The sequence below is a fragment of the Bifidobacterium sp. ESL1130 genome (genome assembly GCF_058507935.1).
The window spans coordinates 1,891,673-1,917,257 of the sequence record NZ_CP196379.1 but is presented as its reverse complement, the minus strand read 5'-3'; the positions used below and the strand labels follow the sequence as shown (position 1 = coordinate 1,917,257).

General features: G+C 57.6%; 24 protein-coding genes and 1 tRNA gene. 15 read left to right on the top strand and 10 right to left on the bottom strand.

Going from position 1 to position 25,585, the window contains the following annotated elements; translation table 11 throughout:
• Positions 1-51: 51 nt before the first annotated feature.
• Positions 52-1,353, top strand: a complete 1,302-nt coding sequence (locus ACSYSO_RS07660; RefSeq protein WP_489760717.1) for an adenylosuccinate synthase — start codon at positions 52-54, stop codon at positions 1,351-1,353.
• Here ACSYSO_RS07660 and ACSYSO_RS07655 read toward each other — a convergent pair.
• The 4 genes from ACSYSO_RS07655 to ACSYSO_RS07640 all read right to left on the bottom strand — a co-directional run bounded on the left by ACSYSO_RS07655 (position 1,251) and on the right by ACSYSO_RS07640 (position 3,665).
• Positions 1,251-1,688, bottom strand: a complete 438-nt coding sequence (locus ACSYSO_RS07655) for a TetR/AcrR family transcriptional regulator (protein WP_489760716.1) — start codon at positions 1,686-1,688, stop codon at positions 1,251-1,253. The two genes, ACSYSO_RS07660 and ACSYSO_RS07655, sit on opposite strands and share 103 nt — an antisense overlap.
• Positions 1,689-2,094: 406 nt before the next feature.
• Positions 2,095-2,364, bottom strand: coding sequence for a hypothetical protein (locus ACSYSO_RS07650; protein WP_489760715.1), 270 nt, complete (start codon positions 2,362-2,364; stop codon positions 2,095-2,097).
• A 36-nt stretch (positions 2,365-2,400) separates the two neighbouring features.
• Positions 2,401-2,473: transfer RNA gene (locus tag ACSYSO_RS07645), tRNA-Ala, on the bottom strand.
• Between the two features lie 223 nt (positions 2,474-2,696).
• The gene (locus ACSYSO_RS07640; RefSeq protein WP_489760714.1) at positions 2,697-3,665 is read right to left on the bottom strand and encodes a sugar-binding transcriptional regulator; all 969 of its coding nucleotides are present in this window, start codon (positions 3,663-3,665) and stop codon (positions 2,697-2,699) included.
• A gap of 204 nt (positions 3,666-3,869) precedes the next feature.
• Here ACSYSO_RS07640 and ACSYSO_RS07635 point away from each other — a divergent pair, with 204 nt between their 5' ends.
• The 11 genes from ACSYSO_RS07635 (at position 3,870) to ACSYSO_RS07585 (ending at position 14,527) form a co-directional block, all read left to right on the top strand.
• Positions 3,870-4,859, top strand: coding sequence for a phosphotriesterase family protein (locus tag ACSYSO_RS07635; RefSeq protein WP_489760713.1), 990 nt, complete (start codon positions 3,870-3,872; stop codon positions 4,857-4,859).
• A 1-nt stretch (position 4,860) separates the two neighbouring features.
• Entirely contained in the window at positions 4,861-5,535 is a 675-nt protein-coding gene (locus ACSYSO_RS07630) for a 3-keto-L-gulonate-6-phosphate decarboxylase UlaD (protein ID WP_489760712.1), read from the top strand.
• Positions 5,535-6,386, top strand: coding sequence for an L-ribulose-5-phosphate 3-epimerase (locus tag ACSYSO_RS07625; RefSeq protein ID WP_489760711.1), 852 nt, complete (start codon positions 5,535-5,537; stop codon positions 6,384-6,386). Before ACSYSO_RS07630 ends, ACSYSO_RS07625 begins: the two co-directional genes overlap by 1 nt.
• Positions 6,387-6,681: 295 nt before the next feature.
• Positions 6,682-7,632 carry a sugar kinase gene (locus ACSYSO_RS07620; protein ID WP_489760710.1) on the top strand — a complete coding sequence of 317 codons (951 nt, stop codon included), beginning with the start codon at positions 6,682-6,684 and terminating at the stop codon, positions 7,630-7,632.
• Positions 7,633-7,956: 324 nt separating this feature from the next.
• Positions 7,957-9,315, top strand: a complete 1,359-nt coding sequence (locus ACSYSO_RS07615) for an MFS transporter (protein ID WP_489760709.1) — start codon at positions 7,957-7,959, stop codon at positions 9,313-9,315.
• Positions 9,316-9,573: 258 nt separating this feature from the next.
• On the top strand, positions 9,574-10,263 hold the full coding sequence (locus ACSYSO_RS07610) for an L-ribulose-5-phosphate 4-epimerase (protein ID WP_491701767.1): 690 nt from the start codon (positions 9,574-9,576) through the stop codon (positions 10,261-10,263).
• Between the two features lie 367 nt (positions 10,264-10,630).
• On the top strand, positions 10,631-11,335 hold the full coding sequence (locus tag ACSYSO_RS07605; RefSeq protein WP_491701766.1) for a hypothetical protein: 705 nt from the start codon (positions 10,631-10,633) through the stop codon (positions 11,333-11,335).
• A 52-nt stretch (positions 11,336-11,387) separates the two neighbouring features.
• Positions 11,388-11,957, top strand: a complete 570-nt coding sequence (locus ACSYSO_RS07600) for a tetratricopeptide repeat protein (RefSeq protein ID WP_491701765.1) — start codon at positions 11,388-11,390, stop codon at positions 11,955-11,957.
• A gap of 31 nt (positions 11,958-11,988) precedes the next feature.
• Positions 11,989-12,456 carry a hypothetical protein gene (locus ACSYSO_RS07595; RefSeq protein ID WP_491701764.1) on the top strand — a complete coding sequence of 156 codons (468 nt, stop codon included), beginning with the start codon at positions 11,989-11,991 and terminating at the stop codon, positions 12,454-12,456.
• Between the two features lie 99 nt (positions 12,457-12,555).
• Positions 12,556-13,788, top strand: a complete 1,233-nt coding sequence (locus ACSYSO_RS07590) for an SPFH domain-containing protein (protein ID WP_491701763.1) — start codon at positions 12,556-12,558, stop codon at positions 13,786-13,788.
• Between the two features lie 7 nt (positions 13,789-13,795).
• Complete coding sequence (locus tag ACSYSO_RS07585) at positions 13,796-14,527, top strand: hypothetical protein (RefSeq protein ID WP_491701762.1); 732 nt, start codon at positions 13,796-13,798, stop codon at positions 14,525-14,527.
• A 623-nt stretch (positions 14,528-15,150) separates the two neighbouring features.
• Here ACSYSO_RS07585 and ACSYSO_RS07580 read toward each other — a convergent pair.
• The 3 genes from ACSYSO_RS07580 to ACSYSO_RS07570 are packed head-to-tail and all read right to left on the bottom strand — an operon-like array spanning position 15,151 to position 18,747.
• The gene (locus tag ACSYSO_RS07580; protein WP_491701761.1) at positions 15,151-15,852 is read right to left on the bottom strand and encodes a LutC/YkgG family protein; all 702 of its coding nucleotides are present in this window, start codon (positions 15,850-15,852) and stop codon (positions 15,151-15,153) included.
• A gap of 1 nt (position 15,853) precedes the next feature.
• Positions 15,854-17,923 carry a LutB/LldF family L-lactate oxidation iron-sulfur protein gene (locus ACSYSO_RS07575; RefSeq protein ID WP_491701760.1) on the bottom strand — a complete coding sequence of 690 codons (2,070 nt, stop codon included), beginning with the start codon at positions 17,921-17,923 and terminating at the stop codon, positions 15,854-15,856.
• Positions 17,920-18,747: a (Fe-S)-binding protein gene (locus tag ACSYSO_RS07570; protein WP_489799360.1), complete on the bottom strand. Its 828-nt coding sequence runs from the start codon at positions 18,745-18,747 to the stop codon at positions 17,920-17,922. The genes ACSYSO_RS07575 and ACSYSO_RS07570 overlap by 4 nt, the downstream gene beginning before the upstream one ends.
• Positions 18,748-19,473: 726 nt before the next feature.
• Between ACSYSO_RS07570 and ACSYSO_RS07565 the strand changes: the two genes are divergently transcribed.
• The 3 genes from ACSYSO_RS07565 to ACSYSO_RS07555 all read left to right on the top strand — a co-directional run bounded on the left by ACSYSO_RS07565 (position 19,474) and on the right by ACSYSO_RS07555 (position 23,388).
• Positions 19,474-22,008 carry an ATP-dependent DNA helicase RecG gene (locus tag ACSYSO_RS07565; protein WP_491701759.1) on the top strand — a complete coding sequence of 845 codons (2,535 nt, stop codon included), beginning with the start codon at positions 19,474-19,476 and terminating at the stop codon, positions 22,006-22,008.
• Positions 22,009-22,059: 51 nt separating this feature from the next.
• The gene (gene rsmD, locus ACSYSO_RS07560; protein ID WP_491701758.1) at positions 22,060-22,653 is read left to right on the top strand and encodes a 16S rRNA (guanine(966)-N(2))-methyltransferase RsmD; all 594 of its coding nucleotides are present in this window, start codon (positions 22,060-22,062) and stop codon (positions 22,651-22,653) included.
• A gap of 126 nt (positions 22,654-22,779) precedes the next feature.
• Complete coding sequence (locus tag ACSYSO_RS07555; RefSeq protein WP_491701757.1) at positions 22,780-23,388, top strand: nitroreductase family protein; 609 nt, start codon at positions 22,780-22,782, stop codon at positions 23,386-23,388.
• A 259-nt stretch (positions 23,389-23,647) separates the two neighbouring features.
• Here ACSYSO_RS07555 and trmD read toward each other — a convergent pair whose 3' ends face one another.
• The 3 genes from trmD to ACSYSO_RS07540 form a co-directional block, all read right to left on the bottom strand.
• On the bottom strand, positions 23,648-24,508 hold the full coding sequence (trmD, locus tag ACSYSO_RS07550; RefSeq protein ID WP_491702085.1) for a tRNA (guanosine(37)-N1)-methyltransferase TrmD: 861 nt from the start codon (positions 24,506-24,508) through the stop codon (positions 23,648-23,650).
• A gap of 159 nt (positions 24,509-24,667) precedes the next feature.
• A complete protein-coding gene (gene rimM / locus ACSYSO_RS07545) occupies positions 24,668-25,354 on the bottom strand; it encodes a ribosome maturation factor RimM (RefSeq protein WP_489799367.1) in 687 nt (228 codons plus the stop codon).
• Complete coding sequence (locus tag ACSYSO_RS07540; protein ID WP_489799369.1) at positions 25,351-25,584, bottom strand: RNA-binding protein; 234 nt, start codon at positions 25,582-25,584, stop codon at positions 25,351-25,353. The genes rimM and ACSYSO_RS07540 overlap by 4 nt, the downstream gene beginning before the upstream one ends.
• Between the last annotated feature and the right edge of the window lies 1 nt (position 25,585).

Genomic DNA, 25,585 nt, shown 5'->3' with positions numbered 1-25,585 from the left:
TGGCTGCGAGTAGGCTAGGAACGGCCAAATTCGGGCGTTTGGAGGTCTGCTATGTCTGGAATCATTCTTATCGGTACCCAATGGGGAGACGAAGGCAAAGGCAAAGCCACCGACCTCATCGGTACGCAAGTGGATTATGTGGCGCGGTTCAACGGCGGCAACAATGCCGGCCATACTGTGGTGGTGGGTGACGAGAGCTATGCGCTGCACTTGTTGCCGAGCGGTATCGTCAACCCGAATGCCACTCCGGTGATAGGCAACGGCGTGGTGGTGGACCCGCAAGTTCTGTTCGAGGAAATCGATGGGCTGGAAGCCAGGGGAGTGGACTGCTCGAAGCTGCGTGTCAGCGAATCGGCGCAAATCATCGCCCCGTACCATCGCGTAATCGACAAGGTGACCGAACGGTTCTTGGGCAAGCACAAAATCGGTACCACCGGTCGTGGCATCGGCCCTGCCTATGCGGACAAGATCAACCGTGTTGGCTTGCGTGTGCACGACCTGTTCGATGCCGAACGTTTGCGCGACAAAGTGGAAGCGAGCCTGCACCAAAAGAACCAGGAGTTGGTCAAGCTCTACAACCGCCGCCCCATCGATGCCGGCCAGACCACCGAAACACTTCTCAAGCTCGGTGAACGCCTGCGCCCGTACGTGGCAAACACGTCGCTGCTGCTCAACCAGGCGCTAGACGAGGGCAAGACCGTGCTGTTCGAGGGCGGTCAGGCTACCATGCTCGACGTGGATCACGGCACCTATCCGTTCGTCACGTCCTCCAACCCTACCGCTGGTGGTGCGTGCACAGGCACCGGCGTTGGGCCCACCAAGATTTCGCGTGTTATCGGCGTGGCCAAAGCGTACGTAACCCGCGTGGGCGAAGGCCCATTCCCTACCGAACTCAATGACGACTCGGGCGAGTGGCTGCGCACCCAAGGTCACGAGTTTGGCGTGACCACCGGCAGGCCGCGCCGCTGTGGTTGGTTTGACGCGGTAGTGACGCGCTATGCTACTCAAGTCAACGGGTTGACCGACATCGTGCTCACCAAGCTTGACGTGCTCACTGGCCTGAGCGAAATCCCGATTTGTGTGGCATACGATGTGGATAACGGCGACGGCACCCACACCCGCTACGACGACATGCCCATCGATCAAGATGCATTCGCCCGCGCCACTCCGGTCTACGAAACCATGCCCGGCTGGAGTGAGGACATCTCACAGGTGCACCGTTTCGAAGACCTGCCCGCCAACACGCAAGCCTATGTGAAACGCCTCGAAGAGATCTCCAACTGCCGTATCTCCGCCATCGGCACCGGCCCGGCCCGCGACCACATCATCGAGGTGCGCTCGCTGGTGGAGTAATTGCACACAGCCTGAGCATCAATGCACCAGCCAAGAACCAGTGGTGAGCGGGTTCTACTCCAGCAATGCGCCGACATGCGCACTGCCTCCTTGCGTCCCACCTCGTCGGCGATGGCGGCATCCGCCAAATCGTCGATGTTGGTGAAGTGACGGTAGAAGGTTGTGCGAGTGATGTGCGCGGCTGCGGCGACCTGAGTGACTGTGATGTTTTGGTACGGTGTGGTCTCGCGTTTAATGACCTGTGTTTCTTCGTTAGATGGTTGTATTGCGTCGTTTCTGTCATTGTTGGGCTGTGAGTGACGTTTTTGTTGCGTGAGACAGTGGTGTCGCGTCATTTCCGTCGCTGACGAGCGGTAAGTGACGTTTTTGCTGCGTTGGGTAATGATGTTGCGTTGTTTCCGTCGTTGAGAGCTTGTTAGCGACGGTTTTGCCGCGTCAGGTTTTGCGTGTGCAAATACATGGTTTTATGTGTTCAGTTAATTGGCCTCCGAGGATTTGCTTCTGCTGGGATGAAAGGGATAACAGCAGAGATAAACCACGTTTCGTGAGTCAATTACTTCGCCGATCATGCAAGTTGTTTGACAGTTGTCCTGCCGCTGGTGATGGGGATGATTCCCATCGACGCCGTGCAAAAGCTGCGGCGTTGCACCTAGTATAACGTTGATTAGAATTTTCGAGTCAGCTCTCTCCAAGTAGCCGCATCTAAAGAAGGCTCATCAAAAAATCGTGCATCTGCTTGCTCTAATGATTTAACTGACTCGGTATGAGAATTGTCACCAGCGAAGCGGCGGAAAGAAATCTCATTTTGTCACTTTCTACTATCTCGACAGCCTCGACTTCAGTCTCTTCTGCGATTCTGTCTTCATACTGGTCGTCAGTTTCGTCCGATTTTTTCTGCACCTTGTATGTTGGCCACGCCATGAAAAGGTGTTCGTGGGAGCAGACGTCGTTAATGCCTATCTCTTTCTTTCGCCAGTCTATTATATCTGCAACGTATTTAACGTTACTCATCTGTGTGAATACTCCCTCGTATACCCATATGTAAAGTGGAGCTGATGGTAATCGAAACCACGACCTCTTCGATGCGAACGAAGCGCTCTACCAACTGAGCTACAGCCCCAGTGTCTCACAGAGACAACATCACATATTGTAATACTGCCGAAGTACAAGCGCAACACCTGCGGGTTACAGTAGAGCTCGACACTCACAGGGCTTCAAGTTAGCGCAGTCGAACACTTGCGGATTGCCACGCAACGTGTGCTCAATCCTCAGGAAATCTTCAACCTCAACCAAACACCCAAGTCGGGTATGTCGCCCAACATATGGGACCCGGCGCCATACGCTCACATGTCCAACAGTGCTTCGGCGGTGTTCTGGTCGGTGACCAACGCAGAAACGTAATGCCCCAGCAAGCATGCGCGAATCGCCTTGAGCTTGACTTGCCCCCACGCCACACCGATGACGAGCGGGATGCGTTTGAGTCGTTCCATATCCACAGAGATGGTGCGGTCGCACAGGTCGCCATGAATATGGCGGCCGCGAGCGTCGAGCAAATGCCCGCAAATATGGCCCACCACGCCGCGCTGGCGCATATCGCGCACAGTAGGTTGGTCCACGTACGCATCGAAGATGTGGCCAAGGCGTTGGTCGGTAACGGCACCGATGCCGACGATGGCCACGTCTGCAGCTCCGCCCAGCGCCAGCGTGGTGGCGATCTGCTGCTCGTGCCGCATGCTCTTGGCCAGTGCTACGTTGGAGAGAATCATAGGCGCCGGCAGTGTGGTGCATGTGCCGCCAAGACGGCTGGCAAGCAGCCGGCATATGTCCGGTGAATCAATCATGGAATTGGTGGGGCTCAACGCCCCGATCATTTGCGTCACGTTCGTTTTAGGCCAGTCGCTCACCGGAACTTCGCGCACTGTGGCCGCTACGGCATGACCGTTGGAAACCGTGATCAGCGAGTTGGGCTGGCATAGTTCACTGAATAGCGCAGCGGCGTACCCGGGTACCACTTGGCTGGTGCTTTCACCCGGGCGCACCTCGGCCACACGCACATGTTTCAACTTATATTTGTCGCTAAGCCCTTGCTCAAGTTCGCGTAGGCGTTCCAGACTATGGCTGATGGTGATACGCACCATGCCAGTGCGCCGAGCCTCCTCCAGCAGGCGGGAAATGCTGGGGCGTGAGTAGCCGACCTCGCGTGCCACCTGCGCCTGGGTCTTATTGTCTTCGTAGTAGGAGCGCGCTACACGCAGCATGAGTTCCACATGATCGCGTGCCGTACTGGACGCTAATGATTCATCGTTGAACATGTGTTCATTCTATCGCCGGTTTTCCGGATGACGAGCGCTCGCGAAGTGGTAAACGCCATTGTTCCGCGAAAAGTCACACTTCGATGATGAACATTTGTTCACGGCGGGTGTCGCCAACCGCTTCTCGAGGCGCTAGATTGACAATCACAGGCGGCGCAACAGGTGCCAAGCCTTCAATGAAGAAGTCAATACTAAGGAGCAGCAATGGCGTTTGCACGTACCATTCTCGGAGACGTAGATCCCAGTACCCTTGGCGTGGTGGATTGCCACGACCACCTCATCCGCGTTGGCGCAGGTGAGGTCTACATCGATGGCGACCACCAGCTTGATTCCGTGCCCAAGGCCGAAGAAGAGGCCACGCGCTTTGTGGACGCTTCCAAGAACTGGAGCAAGAACGGCGGCACGGTGGTTGACATGTGCCCCATCAACTGCGGCCGCGACCCGGAGAAGCTGGCCGAGGTGGCTCGCGACGTTGACGGGCTGCAGGTCATCGCCGCTACCGGTTTCCATCGTGAGCACGTCTACCTGGAGACGCAGTCCCACTGGATCAACCGTTATTCCGTCGACCAGATTGCCGAGCTGGTCATCGCGGACATTCGCGAGGGCATTGACCAGAACGATTATTCCGGTCCGGTCGTTAACCGCAGCAAGTACAAGGCCGGTGTCATCAAGGTGGGTACCGCATACGGCAAGATCACCCCGTTCGAGCACAAGTGCCTTGAGGCCGCGGCCATCGCGTCCATCGAGACCGGCGCCCCGATCAACACGCACACCACTTTCGGTACCTGCGGCTTGGAGCAGGCGCAGGAGTTCATCAAGTTGGGCGTGCCTGCAGACCAGATTGCCATCGGCCACATTCAGCGCAACGCCGACGTCTACTATTTGGAGCAGATTCTCGATCTTGGTGTTTACCTTGAGATCGACGGCACGTACCGCATCAAGTATCAGCCGGATGTGAACCGCATCAACGAGCTTGCCGCCTTCAAGAAGGATGGCTACGAGGATCGCATCCTGCTGGGTACCGACTCCGGTAAGCGCTCTTACCAGAAGGCGTACGGTTCGGTGACCGGTGTGGACTACAACCCCGCCGTGGACGGCCCGCGCATGATTGCCGAAGGCTTCGACCCCGAGTATGTGGACAAGCTGCTCATGAAGAACGCGCAGACCTTCTTCACTATGCGTAAGGATGCCTGAGATGAGCGGAAACATTACGAGTCTGGAACGTCCCAAGCTGCAAATCGCGCTCGACACCACCGACATGCCCAGTGCGCTGCGCCCGCTCAACCAAGCGATCGATCAGATCGATGTGATTGAGTGCGGCACCATTCTCATCATTGCCGAAGGGCTCAAAGCAGTGCGTGAAGTGCGCGCGCTGTACCCCAACAAGACGATTCTGGCGGATGTGCGCATTGCCGAGGCAGGTGCGCTCATTGCCCGCAACTGCTTCGAAGCCGGTGCGAACTGGGTTTCCGTGGTGGCCGGGGCCTCCATGACCACTGTCGAGCAGGTGGTGAAAGTCGCTGACGAGTTCGGCGGCGAGGTGCAGATCGAACTCGGTGAGACTTACGACCCGGAGCAGGCGCGCGAATGGCGCCGGCTGGGGGCCAAGCAGGTCATCGTGCACCGTTCGCGTGACGCCGAGGTGGCAGGAAAGCTCACTTGGGGTCCCAACGACATCGCCCGGATCAAGGAGCTGCACGATATGGGCTTCATGGTTACCGTCACTGGCGGCGTGAAGGCCGAGGATCTGCCCTTCTTCAAGGGGGCTCCGGTGGGTGTGATCATCTCTGGGCGCGGCATCGTCAAGGCGGACGACCCGCTGGCGGCAGCCACGCATCTGCAGGACGTGATTGGTGAGGTGTGGGCCTGATGAGCAGCGTGAGGCTCGGCATCTACGAGAAAGCTCTGAAACGCGCCGATGATTGGGATTCGTTCCTCTCCGGCGTGCGTCAAGGCGGCTTCTCCTTCATGGATTTGTCTGTGGATGAGACCCCGGAGCGTATGGCGCGGCTCGACTGGACGGCCAAGCAGGCGCGTCAGTTCCGCGAGGCTGCTGACCGGCAGCAGGTACAGGTGGGAGGCATGTGCCTGAGTTGCCACCGCAAGGTAGGGCCTGGTTCCGCCGATCCGGAGGTGCGGCAGGAAGCGGATGACATCTTCCGCAAGGCCATCGACCTGTGCCACGAAGCCGGCATCCCAGTGGTGCAGGTGGCAGGGTACTACGCCTACTACGAAACCCCTGATTCAGGTCAACGTGAGCGCTACGTGGATTCGCTACGCCGCGCGGCCGCCTATGCGGCTCAAGCCGGCGTGATGCTGGGCATCGAGAATGTGGACGGCAACGACGTGACTTCCATCTCCAAAGGGTTGGAAGTCTGCGACGAGGTCGGTTCTGCATGGCTCACCATGTACCCCGACATCGGCAACTTGGCCGAGCAGGAACTCGATACTGTGGCCGAACTCAAGGCAGGGCAGGGGCGCATGCTGGCCATTCATGTCAAAGACGTTCGCCCGGGAGAGCCGCGCCGAGTCCCTATGGGAGAAGGCACGGCTGACTTTAAGGCCGCATTTGCCGAGCTGAAGCGGCAGGAGTGGTCGGGGCGCATGATGCTCGAGATGTGGAACGATGACGCACCCGACTCCAGTGAGATTTCCGCAGCTGCGCGGCGTAAGGTCGAAGGCTGGCTTGATGAGGCCGGCATTGAGATCGAACGACCGTAGCTGGCATGGTCTGCAGGCTGCCGCTGTGCCGCCGCCTTTCCGTGAGGATGGCGGTGCGGTGGCTTCCGTACCGGCACAAGCATTGCGGCCCTAGGCTTGATGAGCCTGTGCTGTTACCAATCAACCAGTATCAACCACAACCACAACTCAAAAACCGTATCAATCGCCGCGCACCGCAGCGGTAGCACGGCGATTGCGCTGCTGTTCGGAACATGGATGCCCCGAACGGCAGCACAGACATAGCGATATGCACACGCATGGCGCCCGCGCGCCACACACGAGGAAGTGTAAACTCATGGCAAAATATGATGTCTCTACTATTGGCGAAGGCCAGATTCGATTCACGGTGAAGAACGGCGAACGCCTCATGTTCACCCGTTCCGTACACATGAACCCGGCCTGTTCCGAAGCGAACGTGGCCGGTCTGCTCTCGCAACTGGGACGCAGCACGCTGTGGACGAGTTCGCTGCCCAAGGGCGACTTGGGCGATTACATCCTCTCCGAGTATCGTTCGGTCGGCGTGGACATGAGCACCATGGTGCGCAAGCCCGAAGGTCGCACGGCACTCTATTTCATGGAGCCGGGTGCCGGCCCCATGCCCGCCAACGTCATCTATGACCGCAACTGGACAGCCTTCCGCGAGACCGGGGTGGAGGACTACGACTGGGACACCATGCTCGATACGCGCATCATGTTCCTCACTGGCATTACCGCCTCGTTGACGGACACCACCGCCGAAGTGGTGCGTTACGCCTGTGATGAGTCGATCAAACGTGGTGCGAAGGTGGCACTCGACGTCAATTTCCGCCGCAAGCTGTGGAGCGGGGAGAAGGCGCGCGAGGTGCTGACCCCCATTGCCGAGCAGGCCAGCATCCTCTTCTGCTCTATCTCCGACGCGCAGAAGGTATTCGGTATCGAAGGTACGCCCGAAGAGGTGACCGATGAGCTGATGAAACGGTTCAATCCGGAATATGTGGTGTCCACCAACCATATGGAGGGGCCGTACCTGCGCACCCATGAGGGCTTCAGCGAGTACCACACCACTGAGGTGCCGGTGATCGACCGGCCTGGCGCCGGGGATTCGTTCGTGGCGGCCACACTGCACGGGTATCTCTCCGACGAGGTATCTGAGGGCGTGAAGTGGGGGCAGCGTGCTTCCGAGTTCGCGCTCACTCACAAAGGTGACTTGACCCGTATTCGTCCCGACGAGCTGCACATCCCGCTCGGCGCAGACATCGACCGGTAAATATTAAGCCGGTGATCATCAATCCGGTAGATGTCAGTCGGTAAGTATCGACCGATGAACGCTGGCTGGTAATCCCGATGGCGACTGTCCGTGCCGCTGCTGACGGTCGCCATTTATCCGCTCTATCTCCTCCGCTTCGTCCCATCTGCGTCTGCTGGCGCGGTTTCGGGAGGGCCGGCCACACGTGGGCATGCAGACTTGCACGGTATGTGTCAATGAGCATGTTTCACGTGAAACAACTGCAAATGTCACAGCGGAAGGGTGAAGATCTTCCAGCTTCATGCTTCCGCTGTGTCGAACCCTATGGAATACTAAGGAAATATCATGAGTAATACCGCTAATGCCGTGGCGCCACCGGTCGCCGCGTACGAACAGATGGACGCCCGCCCGCTGACCGGTCATCAGAAAAGTTTGGTGACCTTGGCTATCTTGGGTAACGTGTCGGAATTCTTTGACATGTTCCTCATCGGCTTTGTTGTCTCTCTGCTCACCTCCGCCTGGAATCTGACCGGTACGGAGGCCGGAGTCATCCTGGCTTGCTCGGGCTTGGGCACTGTCATCGGGTCGATTATGTGGGGCCGTCTGGCCGATCGCTTTGGCCGCAAGACCGCTTTCCAGTGGTGCGTCATCTGCTTCGTGCTGTTCACCGCGCTCTCCGTCTTCCTGCCCGACCGTGCCTGGGTGCTGCTTGCCATACTGCGTATTGGCGTCGGTGTCGGTGTTGGCGGCCTCAACATCACCTCTATCCCGTACGTGCAGGAGTTCGTGCCCAGCAAGAACCGCGGTATGCTCTCCGGCCTGACCTCCGTGTTCATCCCTCTCGGCCTGCTGCTCGGCTCCATTTCCCAAAGCCTCGTCGGCGACAACTGGCGTGTGCTGGTTGCCATCGGCGTGATTCCAGTCCTGCTGCTCGTCTGGCTGCACTACGTTCCTGAATCGCCCCGCTTCTACCAGAGCATCGGTGAGGATGCCAAGGCGCGTGAGTCTCTGGCTTGGGCCATGGAAATCCCGGTCGAAGAGGTCGGCACGCTGCCACAGCTGAAGGCCGAGGAGAAGGCCGGCTACCGCGAGTTGATCCAAGGGCATACAAAGTCCCTGCTCATCATCAGTGTCGGTTCCTTCTGCTTTATTCTCGGCAGCTTTGCCATCCAGTCCTGGGGTCAGACCCTGCTCAAGGATGCGTTCGGATTCTCCACCCAAATGGTGGCGTACCTCTTCATGGGTGTTTCCGTGGCTGACTGCATCGGTCGTTTCGGCTCCGCTTGGCTTGCCGACCGCATAGGCCGTCGCTGGACGCTCTTCATCTTCGGCATCATCGGTGCTGCCGGCTGCTTCTATGCCGCCTTCTTCCACACCTCCGGCTGGGCGTTCTACATCGCCGTGCTCATCATCATGACCTTTGCGGACGGTGCCTTCGGTATTCTCAACGCGTTCGGCGGAGAGCAGTTCCCCAACGATGTGCGCTCCACAGGTTTGGGCTTGGGCTACGGCATCGGCGCGCTGGCCAAGGTAGTGGGACCGGCGCTCATGGGCGCTCTGGTGGGCGGCAGCTTTGTCGCGACGCACATCGACATCTCCGTGGTCACCACGGCGTTCTCCTTCTTCGGTATCTGCTTGGTTATCGGTGCGATTGTGTACCTCTTTGCCAAGGAAACCCGTGGCAAGGATTTGGAAAGCCTCTAAACTAAGCCTGGTAACAATGCTTGTTGCATCGGCTCGTCAACAATAGAGCCGATGCAAGCGGCACGTTGTGCCAGTAACTCCCATACATACGCGAATATGCGTGTGTATATCACATTCGATGGTGCAGTAGCGGTAGCTTTAGCACCTACTTATTCTCATTCGGCAGTCGAGCAGCTATGTCGCAGTGTTCGGTGACGGTGTCGACGCATGCTTGGCTGCCGAGGTGATTTTAAACATACCAAACAAAGGTGTTTAACTATGGCTTCTTTATCTGATTTTTCTCCCGAAGTGCGCTCCGAAGTGAAACTGGTGCGCGAGCAGGTAGCCGCGCTGCACGACCAACTCATTAAATGGGATTTGGTGGTGTGGACGGCTGGGAACGTCTCGCAGCGGCTTCATTCCGCCGATTTGATGGTTATCAAACCTTCCGGCCTGCGCTACGAATACTTGACCCCCTCTTCGATGGTGGTTACCGATCTGGAAGGTAACGTGGTGGACGGTGCCGAAGCACCCAGCTCCGACACGGCTTCTCACGGCTACATCTACCGCCACATGCCGGACGTGTACGGCGTGGTGCACACGCACTCCACGTACGCCACCGCCTGGGCGGCCACCGGCCGGAACATTCCCTGCGGTTTGACCATGATGGGCGACGAGTTTGGCGGCCCGGTCCCGGTCGGCCCGTTCCGGCTCATCGGTTCTGAGGAGATCGGTAAGGGCGTAGTAGAAACGTTGAAAGAGTACCCGCATTCGCCGGCGGTGCTCATGCAAAACCACGGCCCATTCACTATCGGCAAGGACGCGGAAGGCGCGGTGAAAGCCGCCGCCATGACCGAGGAGGTGGCGCGCACCATGTGGGCTGCCGAGCAGCTCGGCGGTGCCAAACCCATCGCTCAAGCCGACATCGACAAGCTCAACGACCGCTACCAAAACGTATATGGTCAGTGAGGCAGCACTTGCTTGGCGCAGCGTGAGTTTGCGCGTGCAAACCGTGGAATGAGCGCGAACTGAATATACAGGCCGACCGGTAGTCATGTGGTGTTGCCGGCCGGCCTGTTTGCTGCGGGGCAACAATTTGGAGCGGTGAAGGTCATCATCCTGTGCTGCGGAATGTTATTTGCATCAAATTTGTATCGCCTTGAGATTAAAATTAGCGATGATATAGGCGTGTTGTCTATACAAATAATGAAGGAGTCGGCTATGACACATACAGTCAGTGCTGCTCTCAACTTGCAGAATTGCGGGGGGGGGGTATTTCTAGGCTTTTAGTCTGTAGTCATCACTCTCGTTCTCGCAGTCGAGAAATATAGGAGAGATGATGGGTAATAGTGCCTACAAAAGTTCCCTCGAGTCGTTGGATTTCGACCGTTCGTCCCAAGTGAATGACGCTTATCAACTTGCCAAGGGGCAATTGGCGAACGTGCACACGCAAAATTTGGAAGGCGTTAATCGCGCCAGACCAAGTGAGCTGCAAAGCAGCCTTGAGAACCTGAATACAGACTTTGTGCAGAAGCTGAGTTCTGAGAAGGCGTCGATTGATGAGCGCAAGGCACAGGTCAAGCAGAAGCATCTCATTTTCCTAGCTGTTGAATGGGTGCTGATCATTCTGGGCGTCGTGCTGGCCATGCAGATGGATAGCCCGGCCTTTGGTGTCATTCTTGCGGTGATTGGTGTTGTTTGCATTTTTGTATTCAAGTCAATTAGTGGAAAAGAAGCAGCTGCTCTGGCTTCCGAGTGGCAAGGGTTCTTTGACTCGTATATAGCACGGTTCGGTGGTGCGGAGACGCTGCATGAGCCTGCTACTGGTTTGTATAAAGACATTGATGACCTGTACTTGGCCAGCATGACGGAGCAGGAGCGCGGTTTCGAGATGCAGAGCCGCCAGATGAAGAAGCAGATGGAAGCCTCGGCTGAGCAAGCTGCCCAGTCGCAGGCCATGGCTGCCGCTCAGATGGAACAGCTGAAGCAGATGAACGCCAATCAAAAGGCAAACAATATGATCACCCTGCTGAAGAAGTAGATGCTGTTCATGAACGGCATAACTGGACAGGTGGTATAGGCCAACTATGCCAATGGTAGATGAAGAAATGGTCTGCCCCGGTTGCGGGGCAGCCATTGAAAAAGAGCAAAAAGTCTGTGAATATTGCGGTCGTAAATTGACCGTTACGGCGCTGACGTTCAAGAGCATGCGCAAAGCCACGCTTCGCGAATCCGAGCGCTTTCTTAAAACGTACCAAGGTGCGCTTAAGGATTCGCCTGATAATCCGCAGGTGCTGGCTTCGCTTGGCTTGGTGCTGATGGGGCGTGGTCAATATCAGGAGGCTGCCGCGAAACTGGAACGCGCCATGAGCAACGGCTCGGACAATCCTGATGTCGTGTTTCATGCTGCCTTAGCGCGGTATAAGTGCAAGAAACCGTTCCAGATCAAATTGGCAGAAGGCAAATCGATTATTTCGACCATAGATTCTGCGATAACAATGAACCCGGATCCGCAGTATTTCTACGCGAAAGCAGTGATTATTCGAGAAGTCTTCGAAAAACGGTATTTGAACTACCGCGAACGCTCGAGTGATGTGCTGGCTCAGGCTGGCGACTTGACGGAAAACGATCAGGCTGAGATGGATGCGATACTCGCAGACTAGATGAACGGCGCTATATGAGAAAGGGACAACAATGTCAGGTACTTCACCTGCAATCCTAGCTTCCATGAGACAACGGGCCATGGCCGCGTGCAATATCTTTGATGAAGAAGAGGTTGGCGACATTGCGCCAATCACCTATATTGAACCGGCCGGTGCCCGCGATTTCGTTACGGTATGGATGTTTGGCAACAACCGCATCCTTTCTGCGATGTTCGAGTTGACGGCCGAGCTGGATTCCATGGGCAAGCCTCAAGGAGCCTTCATTGAGGAATATCTGTTCCAGAATGTGGATTCCATCAAGGTTGATGACTATGGATGCGTCATCTGCTTGAATGGCGGCAAAAAAATCGAGCTTAAATCCAACAGCCAAGAAGGTGTGGAATCGTTCAAAGCTTCGGCAAATGGACTTTCGGCATTGTGGCGTGAATATGTCAACAAGCCGGCGATGAGTGCGAGCGACATTCAAGCACTTGTTGCAGCACTGCAGCAGGCAAAGTAGTACGCGCTTCACTTACGCTACGGCAGCGAGCGACCCCATTAGTGTCAGGCGAAAACAGCTTGGCTGATGGGGCCTCTCTAAAGCGTACGGCACTACCATATGGAAGAAGGACTGATGTCATTATTTGGAAAGAACCCCAATGAGGTGGCGTATGAAGGTGAGCAGAAGCACATTGCAGATGTGCTGAAAAATCGTTCCACCAACGATACGTTGATTTTCAAAAATCCCGAGGAAGACTTTAACAACGGCAGTACGCTGGTGGTCGAACCTGGTGAGCAAGCGATATTTGTGAATGAGGGACGGATCGAACAGGTATTTGACCCGGGAACATATACGCTGCTTTCCGAAAATTATCCCTTTATTTCGCGTCTTCGTAATGCTCTTTCTGGAGCGGTTTCGAGTTTTCACTGCCTCGTTTTCTTCGTGCGCACAGCGTCTGGGCATGAAATCAAGTGGGGTACTGATGCGCCGATCAAGGTATACGACAAAGCGTTGGCCGATCAATTTACCGGTATCGGCATCGAAACTGAGGTCAGAGCGCGAGGAGCGTACCGCGTAAAAGTGAGTGATGCCGGCGTCTTACTCACTAATCTGATAGGCAGCAATTATGATCTGACGCAGCAGGAATCGCTGCGAGATTTCTTCCGCAGCCAGTTCTTAGGCAATATTGTTTCGTTGCTTACCCAGGAGTTAACCGCGTGGAATGGCCCGCTTCTGGCGGTTCCTGCCAATGCGGTGACGTATGCGGCTCAGATTGAGCAGGCGCTGGCACCCATCATTGCTGACTATGGTCTGCAGATGTTGAACTTCTCCATTTCCGCTTTGGAAATCGTTGATAATGAGCAGCGTAGAGAAGCACAGGATCTTGCTTCTGAAAACAGGCGCAACTACTTCGGGAAAATGGCTGAGGGTGCTGGGAATGCGGCATTTGCGCAAGGTCAGCAGCAGGCGTATCAGACATATGGCACTAATTATCAGCAGGCAGAAGTGCTTAACGCGATGAACGAGACCGCAGCAAATCCCGGGTCAGATGGGTCAGCATTGCTGGGTGCTGGTATGGGTCTTACGATGGGCGCTGGCTTGGGGCAGGTTGTTCCCGGTATGTTGAACGAGACCATGCAAGCCGCCAGCGGTCCTGCTTCCGGGATGCCTGGTACACAAGCGGGTGCGCAAGGTCAGCAATCGGCACAAGCAAGCGCCGAGGCAGCGGCACCGCAGACTGAGGACTCTCCAGTGGAACGTCTTGGCCAGTTGAAGAAACTGCTTGATGCAGAGTTGATTTCGCAAGAAGAGTTTGATGCGAAAAAAGCAGAGATTCTGAAGAGCTTGTAAGGAGAAGGTGATTGGTATGCAGTATTTGGCTTCTATAGTGGTCAGCGCATTTTGCCTAGTGGATGTTGTTGCATTCGTTATGCAGATTTCTACGTACGGTTTTGTTCCGCCAGCCCAAATGGTGGTTATGGTATTTTTGCTGGTGTTTACAGCGCTGGTGTGGGCGGCCCAGCTTCAGCGCGACAAGGCCGATCCTGCACAGCCGGACAGCAACAACTTGTATTACCGAGTGATTGCTGATAACGGCGTGTTCCCGATCGTTGCGTTCATGGTTCAGTTTGTGATAGCTTCGCTCTACCTTGGCGCTTGGGATCAACCAGCTGATAATGCGATGGGGCTGGTATTCCGACGTGTGTTACCAACAGGCATTTTTGTGCCATTGGTTATTGAATTGGTGCTTGCTGTTGTTGTGGTGGTTTTGTGGGTTGGTAATGATAAGGCCAATCGTCATACCGTTGCAGTACAGCAGGTGAGGCAGCAGAAAGTTGCGCACGATCAGCAGATTGCTTCGCTAGTTACTATGGCGCAGTCTCATGTTGACGAGTCCAATCCGGCGGCTGTAGCGAACATGCAGTTTATTGCGCAGAAAGTGTCCGCGCTGCCGCTCAACATCAATCCTGCGACGCAGATTTACTACGATCAAGCCGTGCAGGCTTTGCAAGAAATGTCTATGCAGTCAGGTCCTGCCAGTGCAGAACTAGTGCAAAGCGTTCGCGACAATATTGCGCGCGTGCGGTAGAAAGACACGGTAATCGGTGGTGCGGCTGTTATGGTGACGGACGCACCACCGATTATTGTCTGGGGTATGTAACAGTGCTGCGATGCGGCAGACATTTAACCTGCTAAGTTGTTATGGTAATTGCTTTACCTCAAAATGGCGGTGAAACGAATTCCACCGCCTACAGTAAAGACTCCGTACGAGGGCCTTCTGCCGAGCCACCTCGGACGAACCAAAGTTGCTCTACGTGCAAGGGTCAATTTAGCAAATTCTAATTACAAACGCAACATAAACAGGCCATTCATTCAGCGATTCGCTGTTTTGCTGTTGCAAGCAAATTGTCTTCGTGGAGCTTTTCGGTGCCCTCGGGCTCGCTCGTGCTCGTGCTTGCCGTGTACCGTAATCGTCGTATGGCTTAGTGATGTCCAACTTGGCTGAGTAGTAACGCAACATAACCGACGCTGAGATAATGTAGGCGACGGTTGTGATGCGAAAAGTGAGTGGTGTGCAGCGTAACCGACGTTGAGCGAATCTAAGCGTCGGTTACGCTGCGAAAAGTGAGTGGTACGCACCCAAACCGTCGCTGAGTTGGTGTGAGCGTCGGTTTAGGTGCGTAGTGCCACAGTAGTGATAGCGATTCCGCCCTACATATCCTCCACAACCAAGTAGGTCATCTCCAGTGGGCCGTGCACGCCGACTACCAGCACCATTTCGATGTCGCCAGTGGAGGAGGTGCCGGTGATGAAGTTGAGGTTGGAAGTCTCCAGCCTGCCGGCCTTGATTTCCGCATCGTAATAGTCCATCGCCTGGCGGGTGCGCGGCACGATGCTCGACTTGGCGATCACGCTCAGATAGTGCACCGGCAGGAAGTGGAACGCGCGCCCTTGGCCGGGGGTGGTGGGCGCGGTGATGGTGCAGCTTTCCGCGCACAAGAAGTCCGCGAATCCGATGGCCGCCTGCGCTTCGGACGCCGTGGTTACGTTCGCTTCGCGCCCGGCCCCCGGAGTCCAATAGGTGGGTGCCGGGTCGAGAGATTCGCGCCACTCATTGAGCCCATAGTCGGCAAAACGCTTGTCGTCCGTAGGCAGCATGAGGTGACCGTCGGCTTTGTCGTCAACGAAGCGGCTCAATGTTGCGGGCAGGTCGGCTTTGCTGCATGTCTGGAAGTCCACGTGCACGGCAGGCGCGTTTTTGCGGGCGATTTCCAGAAGCTCATCCTGGGTGTGGCCAGAGAGAGTGGAATCAGGCAAATCGTTGACCGGCACCAGCGGATTGTCGGCCAGCTGGTGGCGTGGACGGCCGCTTTTCTCGGCTAGATAGTTGAGGAATGTTTCGCGATCAGTCATCTCAGGCGTCCTTTCCTTGGGGTGAGGCACTGCCGGTTCCGGTGCTGCTGTTCTGCGTGCTGCCGAGGTTCGGCTTTGAGGCGGTGCTGCCGCTGTTTGCGGTGCCTGCACCGTGGCTGTTGAAAGCCGGTTGGTGATCTGTCTGAGTCGAGGCGGTGCGGTCTGCTTGGGCCTTGCGACTGCTCATCTCCTCGCGCACCACGTCGGCGGTGCGTTTGCCGTAGGTTTCGGCCTCGATGGAACCGAGCGAAACCGGTACGGTGTCTGCGCTGAGCGGACTGGTCTTGTCGTTTCCTTCGCGGCGTTTGGAAACGCTGTTGTCGTATGACCCAAAACCATTGCGACTGGTGCTGTTGCGGCCAGCGTTGCCGGTGTCGGCACTGTTAGCGCTGCCGAAATCGTTGCCGTCGATACTGCCGTTGCCAGCCCTGCGCTCGCTTAACGGTGCGGCATTCGGGTTCTTGGCCAGCACCGCAGCTTGGGTGCGGCTGAACTCCTCGGCCGAGCCCTGCGCCTTCTTGCGCTGGTTGAACCAGGTGCGGAAGTTCTTGGAGTGGGCGGGAGGTTCGGGCAGATCTCGCACCTTGGTCCAGCCGCCGAACACGAACGGCATCCATTCCTCGTGCTTGCCGTTGGAGTCGAAGTTCTTGGCAGTGTCAGGCATACGTGTGGTGTTGCCTGCGGCATCGGTGGCCTTGTGGCCCTTCTTGGCCAGCGCGTTCATGGCCACGTGGTCGAACGTGAGCGCGGTGCGGAACAGCGAGGAATGACCGGTGCCCATACCCACCACCTTCATCACGGTATCGGCGATGAGATCGGCCTGATGGTTGTCGTTCATCTGAATTTCGCGGTGCTTCAAAATAAGCTCGTGCAGCGGAATCTTGACCGGGCAGGTGGCCGTGCATGAGGCGCACAGGCTGCACGCGTACGGCAGGTCGTGGAAGTCCTCGTAGTCGCCCTGCAGAATCGGAGAGAGCACGGCGCCCACGGGGCCGGGGTAGATGGAGCCGTAGCCTTTGCCGCCGATATGGCGGTAGATGGGGCACACGTTGAGGCATGAGGCGCAGCGGATGCACTGCAGGATTGGCTCAAAGTCGGTGCCCAAGGCGTTGCTGCGGCCGTTGTCCACCACGACCACGTAGAAGTCCTCCGGCCCGTCGCTTTCGCCCTCTACCTGCGGTGAGGTGAACGTGCAGTAGGAGGTGAGCTTGGAGCCGACGGCGGAACGAACCAGCAGGTTGTCCATCGTTTCGGCCTCTTTGAGACTGGGAACCATGCGCTCCATGCCCATTACGACCACCTGGGTTTTGGGGATGGCCATGGAAAGATCGGCGTTGCCCTCGTTGGTGACGATGTTGACCATGCCGGTGTCGGCCACGGCGAAGTTGCAGCCGGTGATGCTCATGTCGGCCTCGAGGAAACGTTCGCGCAGCACCTTGCGGGAGAAGCGTGCCTCCTCCTGAGGATCGTTGCTGCCCTCGTAGCCGAGCTTGTCGTGGAACACCTGCTGCACGCGGTCGCGATCCTTGTGGATGGCAGGGAAGACAAGGTGCGTGGGCTCGTCCCAGCCGTCCTCTTCGAGGATGAACTCGGCCAAATCCGTTTCGGTGACGTTGAGCCCCGGCACGGTAAGCAGCGCAGGGTCGAGTCCGATTTCGGAGGTGACCATGGACTTGGATTTGACGACGTGCTTGACCTGCTTTTCGCGCGCCAGGTTCACGATGAAATCGCGTGCTTCCACGTCTGTCTGTGCAAAGAAGACATGCCCGCCACGCTTCTCGACGTTGTCGCTGAACTGTTCGAGATAGTCGGGCAGGTAGCGGATCACCTGCTGGCGAATCTGCTCGCCCAGGTCACGCCAGCCTTCCCAGTTGCCCAGTTCGGCGCGTGCGGTTTCGCGTTTGACCCACTGGGCATCCTGCGCTTTGGCCACGGCGCGCTGGCCGAAGGTGTCCTGTTCGGCTTCTTCCAGACGCTGAGCGAAGGGCAGTTCGCTGCTGCGGATCATGGTGCCGGTTTTCTTGCCGGTGCGCTTGAACATTGTGTCGTTCGAGAATGCTGTCGTGCTCATGCCACTGCCTCCTGTGCTTCCTGCGCGTTGGACTTGGCGAGATATTCGCGGTCGAGTGCATCGCGTTCCTCGGCGCTGATATAGCGCACGCGGCTCATGTCCACGTTGCTGTTGAGCACTTCTGCCAAGTGCATGATGGTAATCGGCTTGCCTTCACGGTTGAAGCGCCCGCCGATGTTCATCAGGCATCCCGGATCGCAGGAGATGAGTACGTCGGCACCGGTGCTTTCCACGTCGGCTACTTTCTCGTCCACCATCTGGCGCGAAATTTCCGGCATCTTCATGGAAAACATGCCGCCGAACCCGCAGCAGTTCTCGATGTGCGGCAGTTGCGCCAGGTTGAGACCCTTGACGTGCTCCATGAGAATGAAGGGGCTTTCGCGCTCGCCCAGCAGGCGGGTCATGTGGCAGGAGCGGTGGTAGGTGGCGTTCACGTTGAGTTCGGCGCCGGCGTCGAGCACGCCCAGCACGCGGTACATGAATTGCGAGAACTCGTAGACCTTGCCGGCCAGCTCATGTGCTTTGGCCTGGTATTCGGGGTCGTCTTTGATGTGGAACTGCAGTTCCTTGAGCATATTGACGCAAGAACCGGCAGGGCCGACGATGTAGTCCGCATCCACGCTCAGCAGGGCGTCGACCTCGTTGTGCATGGTCTGTTTGGATTCCTTGACGTAGCCGCTGTTGTAGGTGATCTGGCCGCAGCAGATCTGCTGCATGGGCATGAACGTCTCGCATCCGAACCGTTCCAGCACCTCGACCATGGCTTTGCCGACGTTCGGAAACATCAGGTCGACCAGGCAGGTTGAGAAAATGACGACTTTCATTTCTGCTCCTTGCGTCTTCGGCGTTGCCGCGCGAGGTGGTGGAGCTGACCCATATCGGTGAGACTGAAAGGCCGAACTGGAAGACGCCATATGCCGCGTAACAAGCCGTTTCATACGACTTCACTACAACCTTAGGGTAAGCCTTTGCGTTGATTGTGCGGCGGCGTGTTGCTCATTTCCGCTAAATGTCAATGTGATATTGATTACATTTTGTGGGGTTGAGCACGCTTGCTGGGGTTAGATGCGCTCCGCTGCCCGTGCGTATACAAATCCGTCGTCGCGGACGCTGACGACAATCACCTCCATGCAGTGTGCGGTTCGGTTGAGCTGGTACACGATGCGAATGCCGTCCGCGCGCAATTTGACCTTAAGGAGCGTGCCACAGCATTGATTGAGCTGACACATATATGGACATTGACGCAGATATCGACAGAAAACGGGCTATTTTTGTCGATATCTGTGTCAATGTTGCCAAGCATGTGCTTGCTGTGCCGGCATGTGGCAAGGAACGCGTGGGCTGTTGCGCAGGCCGGTGTCGGTGCATTTGGCGGGTTGAGTGCTGCGCAGGCGGGGATTGGGTGCGCTTGGTGGGTCGACCGCCGATAGGCGGTGTGTCGGTGCGCCCAGTGGTGTCTGATGCGCTGAGTGAGGGCGGATCGCAGCCCTGCCGGTAGGCATCGCTCTTCGCGCCGTCAATAAGACCGGTCTGCTCCATACAATAGGTGCATGGACGCTTCGCTTGACACTCCGATTTCCTCGCTGCTCACCAACAAACGGCGGGTGAGCGCGCTCAAGGCTTTAGGCATAGTGAGTGTGGGCGATGCGCTTACCTATTATCCGTTCCGTGTCACTGAGCCGGTACCGCTACGTGCAGTGAGGGAAGCGCGTGCTGGGGAGGCTATGGCGTTTGCCGGCGTGACGCAGATGGTGCGCGTGGTGCCGATGGGGGGCAGACGCGGTTTCCGGCTGGAAGCGGTCGTGGGCGATGAGGATTTCGCCGCCTCTCGTCACGTTGCGCCGTCGAGTGCGAGGCTGGTGTTCTTTTCTCATAAAAAGCCGTATATGGACTGGATGAGTGCGCGGCTGCGGGGCGGATCGCATGTGGTGGTGGCCGGCAGCCCCAGTGAGTTCAACGGGCAACTGCAATTCACCCACCCCGAAGTCCTCACCATCGCACCGCATGCTGACGGTGCCGGTGCTTTTGATGGCATACTTGGCAGCGCGGCCAAGGGGCAGGGCACTGTGCAGGGAAATGAATCTGATGCTTTTACGCTCGACTCCGCAGGTGCCATGTCTGCCACGTCCCTGCCGGCCAGCGGTTCGAATCTTAAGTTCGACGCAAACACCGAAGAAGAAGCGCTGGGGCGAGTATGCCGCCCACGCCCGGTCTATCATGCCAACTCCCGCATCTCCAGTGAGCACATTCATGAGTCGATTCTCAGCATGCTTGAAACGGTGCAGGACGCTGATGCCATTGCTGATGTACTGCCGGCTTCAATAATCGATGAACGTCGGATGTTGCACCGTGCCCAAGCCTTCGCGGCTGTGCATAACCCGCAGTCCACCGGCCAGTTCAGAGAAGGTCTTGAGGCCTTGCGCTACGAGGAAGCGTTTGTTTCACAGGTTTCCGTGCTGCAGGCGCGGCTTGCCTCGCGGCAGGCTGACGCGTTTATGTGCGCCAATACCGGCCTGCGGGAGCGTTTCATCGATTCTCTGCCGTTCGCATTGACCGCCGGGCAGCGCGAGGTCATCGATGAGATGGGCGAAGACATGCAGCGCGACTACCCGATGCAGCGGCTGCTGCAAGGCGAGGTGGGTTCCGGCAAAACGGTGGTGGCTCTAGCCGCCATGCTGCAAGCGGTAGGGTCTGGCGGGCAAGCGGTGCTCGTGGCGCCCACCCAGGTGCTGGCCGAACAGCATATGCACACCATCGCCGCGCTGGTGCAAGCGATGGCAGGCAGTGCACACGAGGGCAGCGTGCGCGATGACGGTGAAGATGCCGCAGGCAGCGGCAATGGTGAGCAAGACGTGCCGGTGGTGCTGCTCACCGGAGGCATGAAACTCACCGAACGTCGCCAAGCCTTGGCGCAACTGGCCAGCGGCGAGCCGTGCATAGCCGTCGCCACGCACGCTGCGTTCTCAAAGCATGTGCAGATGCCGAACCTGGCGCTCGCCGTCATCGACGAACAGCACCGGTTTGGTGTGGAGCAACGCGAGGCTCTCAAAGCCAAGGGCGAGAAGACTCCGCACCTGTTGGTCATGACTGCTACCCCCATCCCACGTACCGCTGCAATGACCTGGTTTGGCGATCTCGAGATTTCTTGGCTTACCGAACTGCCCGGGGGACGCAAGCCGATTCGCACAGTGGTGGTGCCCGAGGCGGACAATGCCACTATGGCGCGTATGTTTGCTCATCTTCGTGCGCGCATCAATGCAGGAGAGAGGGCTTACGTGGTCTGCCCGCGCATCGAAACCGATGAGGAACGTGCGGCGCAGGCAGAGGTGGGTGGCAGCACAGGAGTTGGGGCTGCCAGTGTGGCTGACACGAAGCGTGGTCGGCGTGCTTCTGTGCATCGCGATGAGGAAGAGCCTGATTTCGTTGAGGTGGATGCGGACTTGGACGAGGGGGAAGAAAGCGAACCCAAGCCGCCGCTGCACGCGGTCAGTGAGATTGCGGCGCGCTTGTCGTCGCTGCCCCAATTCCAAGGCGTTGCGTTCGATACGCTCACAGGGCGTGACGCCGACGAGGATAAGCAGCGGGTCATGGCCGGTTTTAAGGCCGGCGATACGCAGATTCTGGTTGCCACCACGGTTATTGAGGTTGGTGTGGATGTGCCACAGGCAAGCTGCATTGTCATTTTCGATGCCGACCGGTTCGGCCTTTCGCAACTGCATCAGCTGCGAGGCCGTGTGGGCCGTGGCGGTACCAATGCTTGGGCGTTTTTGGTTTCGCGAGCTGAGCCCGGCAGTATCGCTGAACAACGGCTTGGCGTGATTCGTGATTCGCTCGACGGTGCTCAGATCGCACAGGCCGACTTGGAGTTGCGCGGCGCGGGAGACGTGACCGGAGATAGTCAGTCGGGCGGTAAATCAGGCTTGAAGCTGCTGCGCGTGGTCAAAGACGCAAAGATTATCGCCGACGCGCGTGCTGCGGCAGAAACATTGCTGGAAACCAACCCTGACTTGAACGGTGAACCTGAACTGGCCGGAGCGGTCTTGGACTTCACTCGAGGGGGCGAAACGCAGATTCTCAGCAGCTGATGGAATCCTGTGTGTGCGACCATTGGCCGGGAGAACGGTTACAGTGGCCATATGCGTGTTATTTCCGGCAGATTCAAAGGTTTTGCCTTGCCCCAAGCCAAGCCTGGCACCCGGCCTACCACCGATCGCACCAAAGAAGCGATCTTCTCGCGGCTCGATGCCCGCGGTGCTTTTGACGATACGCGGGTGCTTGACCTGTTTGCGGGCACTGGGGCGCTCGGCGTAGAAGCGCTCTCCCGCGGAGCACGGGAACTGGTGTCGGTGGAAAGTGCCGGTGCGGCAGGGGGAGTGTTGTCTCGCACTCTTTCGTCGTTGCAACACCAGCAATCATGGGAGTCGGGCATGGTGGCGCAAGTGCGCAGGCAGAAGGCTGAACGATTCGCGGAAAGTTACCACGGCCCAGCTTTCGACGTTATTTTCGCCGACCCGCCGTACGCCTTCGAAACTTCGGCATGTGATGCACTCATGGCGGCTCTGGTGGGTGCCGGTGCGGCGGATGGCAACACGATGATGGTCATCGAGCGTTCCACCCGTTCCGCACCGCTCACACCGCCTGAAGGCTGGGAGATAAGCGAGCGGCGCGACTATGGGGAAACCGCCGTGTACTTCATTGAGTGTGCCATACATCACAACACCTCTCGGTGAAAATCGCGGCCTTTTCCTTGCCGGGCGCATGTGCTCTGGTTATGGTGGCACCATGCGCTCCCGGCCACTCGCCGGTCGAAGCGAAGACCATACGTTGCGGTTCGGCCGCGAATAGAGGAGTTATCTATGAACGATTTCGTGAAGGCGCTGGAATCACGCCGCTCGCAGTACGCGTTGAATGCTGAGTCTCGGTTGAGCAACGCGGAGATCACCGACATGGTGAACCGCGTTACCGTAGCTACGCCGAGCGCGTTCAATTCGCAGACCCAGCGCGTGGTGCTGCTCTTCGGTGAGGAAAACCAGAAGCTGTGGGGCATCGTCAAGGATGCGCTCCACAAGGTGGCTGCCAGTGAAGAAGCGTTTGCCAAGACTTCTGCGAAGATCGACTCCTTTGCGGCCGGTCGCGGCACGTTGCTCTTCTTTGATGACGTTGACGGCACGAACAAGCTCGCCGAGCAGTTCCCCAGTTACGCCGAGTCCTTCCCGACCTACGCTGAGCAGTCGTTGGGCATGCTCGAGCTGAGCGTGTGGGCGGCGCTGTCTGAGGCAGGTCTCGGCGCTTCGTTGCAGCACTACAACCCGCTGATCGACGATGCGGTGCGTGACGCGTTCACTCTGCCGGCGAGCTGGAAGCTGGGTGCTCAGATGCCGTTCGGCGGCATCGTCGAGGGTGCTGAGGCTCAGATGCCGGAGCGCGTTGACGTGGCCGAGCGTGTGAAGGTGCGCGGCCTGTAATTAGGCGTATGGCCTGCTGCTTACCGTTGCACGGTTAAGGGTGTCTGCCTGCGGGTAGGCACCCTTTTGTGTTGTGTTGTGTTGTGTTGTTTGGGTATGTTGCGGTGCATTGCGTTGTTGCGGTGCGCGATGTGGTGGTTGTTGCGTTGCGGTGTGGTATTTGGTGTTCTTCCGGCAATTGCGTTTAGAGCCGTCACAACGCATATGAGAGTATGACGGTCATCGGTGGGACCCATCAGTATTGCTGCTGAATCAGCAATCAGAGGCGCTTGGGGTGAGCTCCGGAAACTTCCCAGCCAAGTGCCATCAGTGTTTTACGGTCGGGTTTAGTGAGCTCGCTGCAGTCAAGTCGCTCGATAATGTCTGGACGAATATCGCTGGTATGTTGCAGTGCCTCATCGCGGCGGAACCGATCGACCTTGCCGTGATCGCCGCTGGTCAGCACTTCCGGTACTGCCATACCGCGCCATACTGCCGGTTTGGTGTATTGCCGGTGTTCCAGCAGCGCATTCGCGCCGGTGTATGACTCTTCAACAATTGAGTCCGGATTGCCCATAAACTCAGGGATGAGCCGGGTAATGGCCTCAAGCATGACTGATGTGGCCACTTCGCCGCCGTTGAGCACGTAGTCGCCAATCGAATATTCGCGCACTTCCACGCCCTGAGCTCGGTAATACTGCGGTATGCGGGCGTCGTAGCCTTCGTAGCGGCCGCAGCCGAAGATAAGGTGCTGAGCATGGGACAGTTCGGTGGCGTCGGCTTGGGTGAACACCGGTGCCGAGGGGTTCGGGAAAATAAGCACCGCGTCAGAGGAGGAAACGACGGCAGCGGTTGCGGCAATGCTGGCCGAATTGCCGTCAACGTCTGGTTGCGCATGAAACTCGTGCGCTTCCAGTCCGAGCAGCTCGTCGAGGCATTCGGCCCACACTTCCGGCTTCATCACCATGCCGGCACCACCGCCGACCGGAGTGTCATCGACCGAGTGATGTACGTCGTGAGTCCAGTCGCGCAGATTGTGCGTGGTGACGTTGACCAGCCCGCGCTCTTGCGCTTTGCCGAACAGCCCCAAGCTGAGCGCACCAAAATACTCCGGGAACACGGAAACGATGTCAATGTTCATAGCGCGTGATTCGTGTGTCACTCTGGTCCCCTAAATTGAAAACGATTATATTGCCCAGCAAAGCCTCGGCAGGATAATTGTAAGCAGAGGCTGCACTATGGCGCGCGCAAAGCATAACAAGGGTGTAAGTGACTGAAGTGGCTTTTGCCTTCCCATCAATCACAGCCCGGGAATCAGGCCTCCGGGCGGGTCAAGGGTGAGAGTGCGCGCGTCTAGGTCGATGTCAGGCACGATTTCGTCCACGAAAGGCACCAGGGCGGTGGCTACGCGGCGTCCATTTGCGCTTGCCGCATCTTTGGATTGAGCTGGTGCCGCATCCTCTGCAGGCTGCGCGGGTTCAGGCAGGAAACTGCCGTCTGCTTGCTCAAGCATGGGCTGCGCGAGACGGATTTTGAGCAGTGTTTGTGCAGCGCCGTCAATCACATCAACCACGGTACCCACCGTGCGGCCGGCCGGCGCTCCCACAGCATTATCTTTGGCAAGCACTGCTGTCAGGCCGATAAGGTCCTTAGGGTACCAAGCGTCTTCTTCCTCCAGCTCTTCACGGCTGTCGGCTGGGGTATAGAGCTCGGTACCGTTGAGTGCTTCGGATGCGTCGCGGTTGTTCACGCCGTCCAGCCGCAGTATCCAGCGGTTTTTGAACGTGCGAGACGACGCTACAGTATATTCGTGCTCGCCATCTTTGGAGAAGAGTTGCGCACCTGGCTCGAAGCGGCGTTCCGGGTCGTCGGTGAAGACCTGCACGGTGACCTCGCCCTTAAGGCCTTGTGCGCGGCCGATACGGCAGACCCGCAACAGGTCGAGCTGCTGCGGGTCTGTGCTGCGCTGGGAACTTGCCGCGCTCACCGGCGCACGTCCATGATGTCGACGCGCACCTTGTGGTCGGACAGCGCCTGCACTACAGTGCGAATGGCGTTGGCTGTGCGACCGCTGCGGCCAATCACTCGGCCGATATCTTCGGGGTTGACGCGCACGCGGAGCAGTTCGCCCCGCTCGTTAGTGTGCGACTTCACCGAAACATCATCGGGAAAATCCACGATGTTGGTGATGAGGTGTTCCACAGCTTGCTCGAGCATG